Annotated in this window: 13 protein-coding genes; 6 read left to right on the forward strand and 7 right to left on the reverse strand. The window is 72.7% G+C overall.

Annotated features, from left to right (window positions below; translation table 11 throughout):
* Genes AB0K12_RS41075 through AB0K12_RS41090 form a run of 4 tightly spaced genes read right to left on the reverse strand, consistent with a single transcriptional unit; the run spans position 1 to position 3,903 of the window.
* A complete protein-coding gene (locus AB0K12_RS41075) occupies positions 1 to 1,212 on the reverse strand; it encodes a macrolide family glycosyltransferase (RefSeq protein ID WP_364573380.1) in 1,212 nt (403 codons plus the stop codon).
* The gene (locus AB0K12_RS41080) at positions 1,209 to 2,219 is read right to left on the reverse strand and encodes a patatin-like phospholipase family protein (protein ID WP_364573384.1); all 1,011 of its coding nucleotides are present in this window, start codon (positions 2,217 to 2,219) and stop codon (positions 1,209 to 1,211) included. Before AB0K12_RS41080 ends, AB0K12_RS41075 begins: the two co-directional genes overlap by 4 nt.
* A 48-nt stretch (positions 2,220 to 2,267) precedes the next feature.
* The gene (locus tag AB0K12_RS41085; protein WP_364573386.1) at positions 2,268 to 3,107 is read right to left on the reverse strand and encodes an aldo/keto reductase; all 840 of its coding nucleotides are present in this window, start codon (positions 3,105 to 3,107) and stop codon (positions 2,268 to 2,270) included.
* Positions 3,079 to 3,903, reverse strand: a complete 825-nt coding sequence (locus tag AB0K12_RS41090) for a nitroreductase (RefSeq protein ID WP_364573388.1) — start codon at positions 3,901 to 3,903, stop codon at positions 3,079 to 3,081. The genes AB0K12_RS41085 and AB0K12_RS41090 overlap by 29 nt, the downstream gene beginning before the upstream one ends.
* A 138-nt stretch (positions 3,904 to 4,041) precedes the next feature.
* Here AB0K12_RS41090 and AB0K12_RS41095 point away from each other — a divergent pair, with 138 nt between their 5' ends.
* The 3 genes from AB0K12_RS41095 (at position 4,042) to AB0K12_RS41105 (ending at position 5,777) form a co-directional block, all read left to right on the forward strand.
* Positions 4,042 to 4,515, forward strand: a complete 474-nt coding sequence (locus AB0K12_RS41095; RefSeq protein WP_345385348.1) for a MarR family winged helix-turn-helix transcriptional regulator — start codon at positions 4,042 to 4,044, stop codon at positions 4,513 to 4,515.
* A 76-nt stretch (positions 4,516 to 4,591) separates the two neighbouring features.
* Positions 4,592 to 4,792 (forward strand): hypothetical protein, encoded by a 201-nt coding sequence (locus tag AB0K12_RS41100; RefSeq protein WP_364573391.1) that lies wholly within the window; start codon positions 4,592 to 4,594, stop codon positions 4,790 to 4,792.
* 427 nt (positions 4,793 to 5,219) lie between these two features.
* Positions 5,220 to 5,777 carry a hypothetical protein gene (locus AB0K12_RS41105; protein ID WP_364573393.1) on the forward strand — a complete coding sequence of 186 codons (558 nt, stop codon included), beginning with the start codon at positions 5,220 to 5,222 and terminating at the stop codon, positions 5,775 to 5,777.
* Between the two features lie 27 nt (positions 5,778 to 5,804).
* Here AB0K12_RS41105 and AB0K12_RS41110 read toward each other — a convergent pair whose 3' ends face one another.
* Complete coding sequence (locus AB0K12_RS41110) at positions 5,805 to 7,139, reverse strand: cytochrome b N-terminal domain-containing protein (RefSeq protein ID WP_364573395.1); 1,335 nt, start codon at positions 7,137 to 7,139, stop codon at positions 5,805 to 5,807.
* A 205-nt stretch (positions 7,140 to 7,344) separates the two neighbouring features.
* Between AB0K12_RS41110 and AB0K12_RS41115 the strand changes: the two genes are divergently transcribed.
* Positions 7,345 to 9,225, forward strand: coding sequence for an ABC transporter ATP-binding protein (locus AB0K12_RS41115; protein WP_364573397.1), 1,881 nt, complete (start codon positions 7,345 to 7,347; stop codon positions 9,223 to 9,225).
* Here AB0K12_RS41115 and AB0K12_RS41120 read toward each other — a convergent pair.
* Together AB0K12_RS41120 and AB0K12_RS41125 are read right to left on the reverse strand one after the other, a co-directional pair.
* A complete protein-coding gene (locus AB0K12_RS41120) occupies positions 9,171 to 9,443 on the reverse strand; it encodes a hypothetical protein (protein WP_364573399.1) in 273 nt (90 codons plus the stop codon). The genes AB0K12_RS41115 and AB0K12_RS41120 overlap by 55 nt on opposite strands.
* An 8-nt stretch (positions 9,444 to 9,451) precedes the next feature.
* Complete coding sequence (locus AB0K12_RS41125; protein WP_364573401.1) at positions 9,452 to 10,477, reverse strand: hypothetical protein; 1,026 nt, start codon at positions 10,475 to 10,477, stop codon at positions 9,452 to 9,454.
* A gap of 97 nt (positions 10,478 to 10,574) precedes the next feature.
* Here AB0K12_RS41125 and AB0K12_RS41130 point away from each other — a divergent pair, with 97 nt between their 5' ends.
* The gene (locus tag AB0K12_RS41130; protein WP_364573403.1) at positions 10,575 to 11,186 is read left to right on the forward strand and encodes a helix-turn-helix domain-containing protein; all 612 of its coding nucleotides are present in this window, start codon (positions 10,575 to 10,577) and stop codon (positions 11,184 to 11,186) included.
* Between the two features lie 177 nt (positions 11,187 to 11,363).
* A complete protein-coding gene (locus tag AB0K12_RS41135; protein ID WP_364573405.1) occupies positions 11,364 to 12,275 on the forward strand; it encodes a sugar ABC transporter permease in 912 nt (303 codons plus the stop codon).
* Positions 12,276 to 12,284 lie beyond the last annotated feature (9 nt).

A 12,284-nucleotide genomic window follows, 5' to 3' on the forward strand; every position in this document is an offset into this window, starting at 1 on the left:
TCACCGCCCTCGCGCGTTCGCGGGCACCGGCCTGCTGCCCTGGCCGAGGTGGCGTTCCAGCTCGTCGGCCGCGCGCCGGTAGCCCCCCGCCGCGCGCTGGGCGTCGCGCAGGTCGTACGCCGCGACGCGGAAGCGCGGCTCGCCGAGCAGCAGCCCGGCCCTCACCTGTACGGCCTGCGCGTCCGCCTCGTGCGGCGCCAGGGCGAGGCCGGCGCCCAGATCCGCCACCCGGCGCGCCACCAGCGGCTGGTCCGCGCCCTGCGGGATCACCAGCATGGGGACGCCCGCGTGCAGGGCCTCGTTCACGCTGTTCATGCCGCCGTGGGTGACGAACAGGGCGGCACGGTCGAGCAGCGCCAGCTGCGGGACGAAGCGGCGGGCCAGCACGTTCGGGGGCAGCGGGCCGAGCGCCGCCGGGTCGGTGCGGCCGGTCGAGATGACCACGGTGCCGCCCAGCGGGGCCAGCGCGGCGGCGAACGTCCGCAGCAGCTCCGGGCCTGCGTCGAGCACCGTGCCGGGGGAGGCGTACAGCACCGGGTCCCGCAGCTCGTCCATGGGGAACGACGGGTCCTGCGGGCGCTCGCCCAGGCTCGGGCCGACGAACCGGTACGAGTCGTCGAAGCTCTCCGCGTCCGGCTGGAACGCGCGGGCGGTGAAGACCAGGTTGAGCGGCTGCCGGACGTTCGCGAGGTCGAGCAGCGGCAGCCGGCCCGTGTCGTAGGCCCGGTGCAGCTCCCACCGGGACCGCAGGTAGCCGGTCGCGGCGCCGGGCCTGGCCGCCGCCGAGGCGATCATCGGCCACGAGGCGCGGGTGGGGCTCGGGACGCGGCGGCCGAACGCGAACGTGGTGAACGCCGACACCGCCGGCACCCCCAGCTCCCCGGCAGCGACCGCGCCCCACGGGCAGGCCGAGCCGTGCACGATCAGGTCGGGGCCGATGCGGCGCAGGTCGTCCAGCAGCGCGGGCAGCAGCGCGACGGTCGTGCGCGCGAGCCCGTCCAGCATCGTCAGGGGCGTCGGCCGCTCGGGCAGCGTCAGGTCGCCCCCGGGATACGTGCGCACGGTCGCGCCGGTGGCGGCGACCACCCCGGCGAACGCGGGCGCGACGTGGTAGGTGACCGTGTGCCCCCTGCGGACCAGCTCGGCCACGACCGGCAGCGTCGGGTTGACGTGCCCCTGCAGGGCGATGTTCACGAACGCGAAGGCGCTCACAGCCGGACCCCCGCTCCCTCGTGACCGGCCGCTCGGCCCGCGCCCGGCTCCGGGCCCGCTCTTCGCAGGCCGGCCGTGTCCGGGCCGCGCAACGGCGGCCGCGTTCCCGCGTCCGCCTGGTAGAGGCCGGGGCCGTCTATGTGCAGCGTGTCGAGGAAGTGGCCGGCCGCGGAGGCGGCGGTGTGGATCAGGCGGCGGGACTGGCGGAAGTCCCAAGGGGCCGGCCAGCTCTCGACGCCGGTCGGCAGCACGACGGTCGGGACGCGCTCGGACACCTCGCGCAGGTCGCGGGCGATCTGGTGCTGCAACAGCAGCAGCCCCGCCCTGGCCGCCACCGCGCCCGCCCACCGGGGCGGCGCCGACGGGCGCGGCATGCTCGTCTGTCCTGTCGCCAGCACGACCACGCTGGCCGCACCCGCCTGCAGAGCCGCCCGTACGGGGACGAACGCGATCACGCCGCCGTCCACGAGCGTCCTTCCGCCGCGCACGACCGGCGGCAGGATCCCCGGGATGGCGGCGCTGGCCAGCAGCGCCGACTCCAGGTCACCGTGGTCGAGCAGCGCGGGCGCGCCGGTGGCGAGATCCATGGCCACGGCGGCGAACGGCACGTCGAGCTGCTCGATCCGCGACGGCAGCCCCGCCTGCCCGATCAGCCGGCGCAGGCCGCGGTCGGCGAAGACCCCGGCCCGCGAGGGCAGGCGGCACAGCGGGAACACCTCGCGCCTGCGCACCCGCGTCCACACCCGGTCCAGCCACGGCGCCGCCGCACCAGGGTGGGCGGCCGCGATGGCGCCGTTGAGCGCGCCCACCGAGGTGCCGACGATCAGGTCGGGGACGAAGCCGCGCTGCTCCAGCGCGTACCCGATGCCGACCTGCGCGGCCCCCAGCACCCCGCCGCCGCCGACCGCGACGGCCACCGGCCGGGGCAGCGCCGCCAGCCCCGCAGGGCACCCGTCCGGCAGCCGGCCGGTCTCCTCGGAGGCCAGGAAGCGGTGATGGGTCGTCATGGTCAAGGCCGTCCTTTCTGCATGTACGCCCGGGACCGGCCGCGGGCGTCAGGCGAGATCGCCGAGGTCGTCGCCGGTGAGCGTGATCGAGCGGGCGGCCACGTTCTCCTCGAGATGGGCCAGGGAACCGGTGCCGGGGATGACCACGGTCACCGGCGAGACGGCCAGCAGCCAGGCCAGCGCGACCTGGCGCGGGGTGGCGGCGTGCCGATCGGCGACCTTGAGCAGGCCGGGGTCGTCGAGCCCGCCGCCGGCGGGGAAGAAGGGCACGAAGGCGATGCCCGCCCGCGTGCAGACGTCGAGCACCGCGGTGCCGGCGCGGAGGCCGCGGTGGAAGGCGTTCTGGACGGCCGCGACCGGCGCGATGCCGAGGGCCTCGGCGAGCTGGGCGGCGTCGACGTTGCTGACGCCCAGGTGGCGGATCAGGCCCTCGTCGCGCATCCGGGCGAGCACCTCGAAGCGCTCGGCCAGCGACTCGCCCGGCGCGGGTCCCGTGCCGCCGACGCGCAGATAGACCAGATCGAGCCGGTCGAGGCCGAGGCTCTCGAGGTCGGACTCGACCTGAGCCCGCACCTCGGCGGGGGTGCCGGGCCGCGGACCTCCTGGCCCGAAGACCGGGCCCGCCTTGGTGGCGATGACCAGGCCGTCGGGGTAGGGCGACAGGGCCTCGCGGATCAGCGCGTTGGCGCTGACCGTGCCGTCCTGGCTGCGGTAGAACCCGGCCGTGTCGATGTGGTCAACGCCCAGCTCGACGGCCCTGCGCAGGACGGCGCGGCCCTGCTCGGCGTCGCGGGCGGGCCCGCCCGGGCCGGCCTGGGACAGGCGCATGGCGCCGAACCCGAGCCGGTTGATCGTCAGGTCACCGCCGAGGCGGAACTGGCTGGTCATGTCTCTCCTGATGGGTGGGGGCGCCGGACCCGGTGGGCCGGTCGTCGTCCGGTGTCGGCCGCGGCAGGCGGGCGCGGACCGTGTGACCCCTGCGGCGGGCCGGGCGGCGCCGGCTCCGGCAGGCGGGGGAGGGGCCGCCCACGAAGGTGACGGTCTCCTCCAGGGGCGCCCGGCCCGTACGCGGCTGACTGACCGAGACGTCCTCGAACCCGATCGACATGCCGCAGAACAGCACGAGCCCTTCGGCGGGCCGCACGATCTCGGCGACCGTCCTGCGGTAGACCGACCAGGCCATCTGCGGGCAGCTGTGCAGACCTTCCGCGCGCAGCAGGAGCATGACCGTCTGCAGGTAGATGCCGAGGTCGGCCCACTGCGCCGGGCCCATGTCGCGGTCGATGTAGACGAACAGCGCGGCCGGCGCGCCGAAGCACTGCCAGTTCTCCGCGGCGGCCCGCTGGCGGGCCTCCCAGTCCTCGCGTGCGATGCCGAGCGCGCCGTAACGCTCCCGGCCGAAGGCCGAGCGCCGCTCGCGGTACGGGGACTTCAGCTCGGCCGGGTACATCTCGTACTCGCGCTCGTCCCACGCGTCGCCGGTGGCCACGCGCTCTCCTGCGCGCCTCTTGAGCTCGGCGAGCCGCTCGCCGGTCACCACGTAGACGTGCCAGGGCTGGAGGTTCGATCCGGACGGCGCCCACGCGGCGGCGGCCAGCACCCGCTCCAGCACCTCCTTCGGGACCGGGCGGCCGGTGAAGGCACGCACTGACCTGCGGCTGGTGACGGCTTCGTAGACCTCCATGATTCCTCCCCCGATGGTCGTTACACCTACTACGGTATCACTCGAAATAGTATCAATCAATACGATTTCGGACGTGACGGTGTGAGTTGTTTCACCTGAAACCGTCGTGAATGAGAGCGTTTCGAGTACTATGTCGGTATGACCGCTCCTGAGCCCGCGACGCCCCGCGCGACCGACCGCCCCGGCGACCCCTCGCCCTTCGCCCTGGGTCTGCTCCTGCGCAAGGCCCACTGGCGGGCGGCGAACGTGCTGACCGAGGCGCTGCGGCCGCTCGGCATCGAGCTGCGCCACTTCGCCGTGCTCATCGTGCTGGTCAACCGCGGGCCCACCGTGCAGCGCGACCTGGCGGCGGCCACGGGCACCGACAAGGCGGGCGTCATGCGGGTGGTGGACGACCTGGAGCGGCGCGGCCTGGCCGTCCGCAGGACCGTTCCAGGGGACCGGCGCGTACGCGTCGTGGAGATCACGCCCCAGGGCCTGGAGCTGTTCGACGCCGCCCACGTGAGCGCGGGACCGCTGGCCGAGCGGCTGATCTCCGGCCTGGAGCCCGGCGAGGCCGAGCAGCTCAAGACCCTGCTGACCCGCTTGGCCTACCAGGACGACGCCTCCTGACAGGCGCGTTACAGCGGCCCGCGTACGGGCAGCCAACCGGCACGTATCCGCACACGTTCCGTGCCACGGGGGATCCATGAACGACGAGAAGGACCAGCCGATCGAGCGCGGGGGCAGCGAGGAGGCCGCCGGCGCGCCGCTGACCCCCGCCGAGGAGGAGACGCTCAGGCGCCCCGCGGGCGTCACACCCGGGGTCACCCCCGGGGCCGAGGACGCCGACGAGGAGGACGAGGAGGGCGACCGCCGCATGCGCCTCGGCCCCCACGAACTCGGCTGAATCACCGCGCCCCCGGCGAGCACCGCGACGTCGACGTCCAGGTGGTGGCGGCGCGTCCGGTCGTCCAGCAGCCTGCCGCGCTCGATGAGGACGACCGGCGTGCCGTCCGGCGCCATGCCGACGCGCGGGAGGCGCCAGCCGGGATAGTCGGCCAGCCGGGCCGCGCGGTGCCCGGTCGCGCCGGGTCGGCGCGTACGGTGATCTCCAGGCTCGTGTCGCCGAGCCGGCGGGCGAAGCGCTCGTACTCGACGTGCCCGGCGCGCGGATATGCGGGTAATGGTCAGCGGGCGGACGCCTCCTCGCGCGACACCGGCGTGCCGCCGCCCCCTCCCGGTCACAACGGTGGATGGCCGGAGTGGTGGTGACATTGGGATAGGTTGTGCGATGGATCATGATCGATCTGCGTCGCCGAATGAGGAAGATGAGAGTGACCAATCGTCTGGCGCGTGTCATGGCCGGGTTCCTGATGTCGCCGGTCCTCGTCTCCTGCTCAGCCCCCGTCACCGACCCGCTGCTGAGGGACCCGGCCCAGTGGCCGCTGACCACGCTGCGCGGGCTGGTCGACCACGGTGAGCTGCCCGAGGAGGCCGAGCGTCCGCTCGCGCAGATCAAGGTCGGCACCTACGACATGATCGCCTGGGTCAACTCCGAGGGCCACTGCGGGCTGTCCGGCGCCGACTGGACCCTCGACCTCGACCTCACCCGCAGCCAGGGCCACCCGGCCAGGCAGCAGGGCTTCTCCGGGCCCATGGAGGCGGCGGTGAGCGGTTCGCGGGAGAGCGAGGCCAGCCTGTTCTGCACCCGCACCCGCATGCTGATCAGGGTCGAGGGGCAGACGATCGAGCCCTTCGTCTCCGGCGACGCGGTCGCGCAGATCGTGGACGGCGGGCTCAACGCCGTCGTGGGCCCGCAGGAGGTGCAGCGCGAGTCGCTGCCGCGCGCCGCGATCACCGTCGCGGGCCCAGGAATCGGCTCAGACCTCTAGCTCAAACCTTCAGCTCAGACCTTCAGCTCAGACCTTCAGCTCAGGCCGCCGCTCGCGGCGGTCGGGCTCCAGGCGCTCGTGGAAGCCGCCGTCGGGGGTCCGCACGATGACACCGCTCTCCACGCCGTGCTCGGCGGCCTCCCGCTCGGCCTGCCGCAGTGCCAGGCAGATCCACCGGGTGACGACGAAGGCGACGACGGGGCCGATGAACACGGCGTACCTGAAGAAGATCGTCACCGACTCGACGGTCAGGTGGAAGCTGTGGGCGAGCTGGTCGTTGGCCGCCGCCGTCCACAGCAGGCCGTAGAACGTGATGCCGGCGACCGCGAGCGCCGTCTTCACCGGCTTCTCGCGCGGCCGGTCGAGCAGGCCGGACGCGCGCACGGGCCGGCCCCGCCGCCTGGCGACGATGCGCTCGGCCACCGGGTACGCGGCCAGCGCGGTGAAGAAGACGCCGGGCACCACCACGGCCGGCACGAGGACCGCCAGGCTCAGCGTGTAGCCGCCGAGCGTCAGCTCCCAGCCCGGCATGATCCGCAGGGCGCCGTCGAGGAAGCCCATGTACCAGTCGGGCACCGAGCCGGCGGAGACCTGCGTCGGCCGGGCGGGGCCGTACAGCCAGATGGGCGCGATCTGGAAGCCGAACCCGAGGATGATCAGCATGCCGGCGGTGGCGCCGGCCATCAGCGGGCGCGCGCCGCGCCGCACCGGCAGCGAGGCGACGAAGCGGGAGTGGCCGTTCCGCCGCACCAGCAGCTCGCGGGCGAGCAGCAGCGCGGCGACGACGAGCGAGAGCAGCAGGTGCCCGCCGTACAGGACCGGGATGACCTGCTCGCCGGGGAAGGCGGAGCCGAACAGCAGGGACGCCGCCCACGTGCCCACCACCGGCACGGACTGCACGACCGAGACCATCAGCCACAGGCTGCCGCCCGACAGCAGGTCGTCGGGCAGGGCGTTGCCGGTCTCGCCGGCCAGCATGCCGAGCCCCAGCAGGGCCACCCAGATCAGCCACTGCCCGGTGCGCGGCCTGCGGAAGGCGCCGGTGAGGAACATGCGCAGCAGCTGGAGCACGACCGCCGCCACGAACACCAGCGCCGACCAGTGGTGGATCTGCCGGATGAGCAGGCCGCCGCGCACCTCCAGGCTGAGCTGCATGGTCGAGTCGAACGCCTGGCTGACCAGCGCCCCGCGCAGCGGCGCGTACGGGCCGTCGTAGGTCACCTGGGTCATGCCGGGGTCGTAGAACACCATGAGCACGGCTCCGGTCACCGCCAGCACGACGAACGACCAGAGGGCGATCTCGGCGAACATGAACGACCAGTGAGAGAGCTGGAATGAGCGCCTGGCCTGTGCCGTACGCATGTGGGCCTCCCCCTGAAGGTGGTTTCACCCTGGAGACGGAATCGGGCTGGGATATGTGACGGAAAGCGAGGCTTTGGTAGCGGTGATGCGTATCACTTACGCACCTAGCTGGGAGAACGTCCGATAGGCCGGGAAAAAATCATTCGCTTGTCCGGGTCCCGGACGGCACCATGTCGTGGGCTGCGTCGGCGATCGGGGAGGGCGGATGAGCGTGCCGGAAGTCGCTTCGGACCAAGAGACGGAGACCGGGCAGAGCTCCGCACCGCGAGCCACCCAGGCGGCCGACACGGGCGAGAGGTCCGTACGCAGGTCCGCGGTCGGGCTGGCGCTGCGCCACTACCTCGGCGAGCTGCGCAGGCTGTGGCCGGTCGCGGCGCCCGCGCTGCTGATGCCCGCACTGGGCAATATCTGCCTGTTCTACGTCGCGCCGCTCGGCGTGGCCGGGCTCGTCGGCCACCTGGCGGGCGGCGGCGACGGCACGCTGCCCGCGCTGCTGCCCTACGTGCTCGGCTTCGGCGCCGTGCTGCTGGCCGGCGAGACCCTGTGGCGGATCGGCCTGCACTTCATCAACCGCACCGACGCGCGCGGCGTCGAACGCCTGGCCATCATCGGCATGGACGAGCTGCTGGCCAAGGACGCCGCGTTCTTCCACGACAACTTCGCCGGCGCGCTGACCAAACGGGTGCTCGGCTTCGCCGCCAGGTTCGAGGAGTTCGTCGACACGCTGACGTTCTCCGTCATGGCCAAGGTCGTGCCGCTGGTCTTCGCCTGCGTGGTCCTGTGGCACTATCACCCGCTGCTGGTGGTCGTGCTCGTCGGGCTGCTGGCCGTCACCGGTTTCCTCGTCGCGCCGCTCATCCGCCGCCGCCAGAAGCTGGTGGACGCGCGCGAGGCCGCCCGGGTGCACGTCTCGGGCCACGTCGCCGACGTGCTGTCCAACATGGACACCGTACGCGCCTTCGCCGCCGAGCGCCGCGAGGCCGCCGAGCACCGGGTCAAGCTGGCCGAGCAGCAGCGGCTCGCGCTGCGCTCATGGGATTACGGCAACCTGCGGGTCGACACCGTCGTCGCCCCGCTGTCGGTGCTCGGCAGCTCGCTCGGCCTGCTGCTCGCCGTGGCGCTGCGGGGTGGGCTCGGTGTCGAGGCGATCGTGGTGACGTTCACCTACTACACCAACGCCATCGGCATCATGTTCGAGTTCAACCAGATCTACCGGCGCATCGAGAGCGTGATCACCGAGGCCGCGCAGTTCACCGAGCTGCTGCTGACGCCGCCGAAGGTGGTCGACCCGCCCGACCCGCTGCCGCTGCGGCCCGCCGACGCGTCGGTGCGCTTCGACCGGGTGACGTTCTCGTACAAGAGCGGGCTGCCGTTGTTCCAGGACCTCGATCTGGACATTCCGGCGGGCGCGAAGATCGGGCTGGTCGGCCAGTCGGGCGGCGGCAAGACCACGCTGACCCGGCTGCTGCTGCGGCTCATGGACATCGACGCGGGCCGCATCCTCATCGGCGGCCAGGACATCTCCCGGCTGCGCCAGGCCGACCTGCGCGGCCTCATCGCGTACGTCCCGCAGGAGCCCGCCATGTTCCACCGCAGCGTGCGCGACAACATCGCCTTCGCCCGGCCCGGCGCCACCGAGGCCGAGATCCTGGCCGCGGCCGAGGCGGCGCACGTCATGGAGTTCGCCGACGCGCTGCCCGACGGCCTCGGCACGCTGGTCGGCGAGCGCGGCGTCAAGCTCTCCGGCGGCCAGCGGCAGCGCATCGCGCTGGCCCGCGCGATCCTGCGCGACGCGCCGCTCCTGCTGCTCGACGAGGCCACCAGCGCGCTCGACTCCGAGAGCGAGCTCCTCGTGCAGGAGGCGCTGTGGCGGCTCATGCAGGACCGCACCGCGGTCGTGGTCGCCCACCGGCTCAGCACGGTCGTCCGCATGGACCGCCTGGTCGTGCTCAACAAGGGTGTCATCGTCGAGCAGGGCACCCACGGCGAGCTGATCGAGGCCGACGGCGCCTACGCCCGCCTCTGGCGCCATCAGTCAGGCGGCTTCCTGGTGGACGACGACGAGGCCGGCATGGTGTCGCGCTGATCGCCGACCAGCTCGCGCCGGTAGGCGTCGAGGACGAGACCGTGGAGGTGGTGCACCGCGTGCTCCGACAGCCCCCGGCCGCCCGGGCCGTACACGATCTTGCCCTGGGTGAAGGCCGGGGTGCGCATGCCCCGCTGCACGCTCTCCACCAGCCCGCCCGCCGGTCGATCTCGTGCCAGCGCGGATCGGTGTACGCGTCGGCGAGAGGGGAGCGGCATGTCGCCCCTCACCTCGCCGGGGACTTCTCGTAGCAGGCCGCCACCGTGGCGAACGCGGCCTTGGGGTCCCAGGGCAGGCCGGGGTACGTGCCGCCCTCGCGGTCCTCGTACACCTTGACCACGCCGAGGCTGGCCAGGTCGAGGTCGTCGCGGGGGTCGCCGCCGGGGCGGTGCGGCAGGTCGGGGAGGGCGAAGGTGTGGACGAAGGCGGCGTCCACGCGCTCGGCCTCGAAGATCTCCAGCAGTTCCCGCAGGTACGCGGCCTGCCCGTCCTCGTCGCGCGCGTACTCCCCGTCGAGGCGCACGGGGGAGCCGGTGGCCTGATCGTACTCGATGATCTCCATGCTGCGGGGCGCCACGTCGGGCGCGCCGCGCCAGGTCGCCGTGCCGAACCCGGTGATCGCCACCGGCCTGCCCTGGGCGACGAGGGCGCGCACGCCGTCCTGGAACCGGTCGGCGACCTCGGCCGAGCGGATCAGCTCGATCGTCATGATGTCGAAGAGCGACCAGTCCACGGGCTCGAACGGGATCGCCGCGTACGTGACCTTGCCGCCGAACCGCGCGCGCACCACGGCCGCGGCCTCGGCCAGGAACGCGGCCACCCGCTGCCCTGCCTCCGCGACCAGCTCGCGCCGGTTCATCAGCGCGCCGACCCGCTCCTGGAGCGTGTCGCCGGGCAGGAAGCCGCGGTCCATCAGGGTCAGCTCGCACCCCGCCACGAACACGACCTCCGCGCCACCCCGCCTGACCCGCTCCGCCCGTTCGGCGCAGTCGGCGAACAGCGCCAGCATCTCCTCGGCGGCCAGCTCCAGCGGGTACGGCGTGAACCACACCTCAAGACCCAGCTCGGCGGCCAGGCCGGCGGCGAGCTCCAGCCGCTCGGGGTCGCCGCCGACGAGCTGGACGGCGGTGCAGTGCAGGTCGTCCCTGATGATCGTCAGCTCGCGCCGGACCACGGCGGGGTCGAAGGGCCCGGATGCGCGGGTCCCGCCGGTGACGAAGCCGGTGTCGTAACTGATGCCCTTGGCTCGCATGGGCTCGTCCTTTCGCTTGGGTGGCCCTCAGCGTAGAAACAAAAGTTGCGTGCGCGCAAGTTTGCGTGGGCGCAACTTCTCTGCCACAGTGAGGGGCATGGCGGGGTTGCGTGAGCAGAAGAAGCAGGCCACCCGGCAGGCGCTGCGCGAGGCGGCGCTGCGCCTGGCGCTCGAACGCGGGCCCGACAACGTCCGCGTGGACGACATCGCCGAGGCCGCCGGCGTCTCGCCGAGGACGTACAACAACTACTTCGCCAGCCGCGAGCAGGCGATCGTCGCCGCCGTCACCGCCGAGCGGGAGACCCGCGTGGCGCAGGCGGTCGCGGCCAGGCCGCCGTCCGCCCGCCTGGCCGAGGCCGTCATCGACGCGATCGTGGAGCAGTACACCGACCCGGCCGAGCACCACGCCGCCGCGCTGCTGATGATCACCACCCGGCCCGCACTCAGGGAGGCGTTCGTGGCGGCTCCTGCCTCGATGGAGCTCCCTCTGGCCGAGGCGATCGCCCCCCGTGTGGCCGGCGAGGACACCGCCAGGGTCCTGGCGGCGGCCGTGGCCGCCGCCGTCCGGGTCGCTCTCGACCGCTGGGTGGGCGGCACGTCGGCGGGCGGTCTCGTCGTGCCGTCCGGCTCGCTCCCCGATCGGCTCCGCGCCGCCCTCGAGCCCCTCGTCCCGGCCCTGGACGAGGCCGAACGCCGGGGGGCGCGATAGGTGATTTCGATCGCAGCGAGCCGCTCACCGTGTCCGATAAGACGTAGTTAGGAAGTCTTGACACGGGATGTCATTGGGAAAGAGACTCTCCGCTAACCGTTTGGCGCGTCGGGTTGACGTGCAGAGAGGGTAGACGCGGCCCAGCGCCGATCAGCCGGTGACGGCGTAGGAGAGACCATGGCCACCCCCACCAGGCCGGCGACGACCGGCACCGCCAAGCGACCGCGCGACGACACGCGACTGGCACTCCTGTTCATCCTCCCCGCGCTCATCGGCTTCCTGGTCTTCCTGCTCTGGCCCACGCTGCGCGGCATCTACCTGAGCTTCACCAAGTTCAACCTGCTCACGCCCTCCCGGTGGACCGGGCTGGACAACTACGTGCGCATGGTCGAGGACCCCGTCTTCTGGAACGCGCTGGGCGTGACCGTCTACTACGTGGTCGTCAACATCGGCGTCCAGACGGTGCTGGCGCTGGTCATCGCGGTGCTGATGCAGCGGCTGACCCGCAGGACGTGGCTGCGCGGGCTGGTGCTGACGCCCTATCTCGTCTCGAACGTGGTCGCGGCGCTGGTCTTCCTGTGGATCCTCGACTACCAGCTCGGCATCGGCAACAAGGTGCTGGAGCTGCTCGGGCTCGACAGGATCGCGTTCCTCGCCGACTCCGCCTGGGTGATCCCGACCGTCGCGCTCATCAACGTCTGGCGGCACGTCGGCTACACCGCCCTGCTGATCTTCGCCGGCCTGCAGACCATCCCCCCGACCCTGTACGAGGCCGGCCGCATGGACGGCGCCTCCGAGCTGCGCATGTTCAGAAGCATCACGCTGCCGCTGCTGCGGCCCGTCACCGCCGTCGTGCTGATCATCAGCGTGGTCGGCTCGTTCCAGGTGTTCGACACCATCGCGATCGCGACCAGGGGCGGCCCGGTCAACTCCTCGAACGTGCTGCAGTACTACATCTACGAGGCCGCGTTCAGCCGCTTCCAGTTCGGCTACGCCTCGGCGATGTCCGTGGCGCTGCTGATCGTCCTGATGATCATCACGTTCCTGCAATACCGGCTCACCCGGGCCGGCAGCTCCGACCTGGCCTAGGGAGAGTGT

The organism is Nonomuraea sp. NPDC049419 (genome assembly GCF_040676995.1).
Classification (GTDB): Bacteria; Actinomycetota; Actinomycetes; order Streptosporangiales; family Streptosporangiaceae; genus Nonomuraea; species Nonomuraea salmonea.

Coding starts and splice junctions, on each gene's coding strand:
- AB0K12_RS41135 (WP_364573405.1), top strand. CDS start 11,364: ATGGCCACCCCCACCAGGCCGGCGACGACCGGCACCGCCAAGCGACCG.
- AB0K12_RS41085 (WP_364573386.1), bottom strand. CDS start 3,107: ATGACCAGCCAGTTCCGCCTCGGCGGTGACCTGACGATCAACCGGCTC.
- AB0K12_RS41110 (WP_364573395.1), bottom strand. CDS start 7,139: ATGCGTACGGCACAGGCCAGGCGCTCATTCCAGCTCTCTCACTGGTCG.
- AB0K12_RS41125 (WP_364573401.1), bottom strand. CDS start 10,477: ATGCGAGCCAAGGGCATCAGTTACGACACCGGCTTCGTCACCGGCGGG.
- AB0K12_RS41100 (WP_364573391.1), top strand. CDS start 4,592: ATGAACGACGAGAAGGACCAGCCGATCGAGCGCGGGGGCAGCGAGGAG.
- AB0K12_RS41090 (WP_364573388.1), bottom strand. CDS start 3,903: ATGGAGGTCTACGAAGCCGTCACCAGCCGCAGGTCAGTGCGTGCCTTC.
- AB0K12_RS41120 (WP_364573399.1), bottom strand. CDS start 9,443: ATGCCGCTCCCCTCTCGCCGACGCGTACACCGATCCGCGCTGGCACGA.
- AB0K12_RS41095 (WP_345385348.1), top strand. CDS start 4,042: ATGACCGCTCCTGAGCCCGCGACGCCCCGCGCGACCGACCGCCCCGGC.
- AB0K12_RS41130 (WP_364573403.1), top strand. CDS start 10,575: ATGGCGGGGTTGCGTGAGCAGAAGAAGCAGGCCACCCGGCAGGCGCTG.
- AB0K12_RS41080 (WP_364573384.1), bottom strand. CDS start 2,219: ATGACGACCCATCACCGCTTCCTGGCCTCCGAGGAGACCGGCCGGCTG.
- AB0K12_RS41115 (WP_364573397.1), top strand. CDS start 7,345: ATGAGCGTGCCGGAAGTCGCTTCGGACCAAGAGACGGAGACCGGGCAG.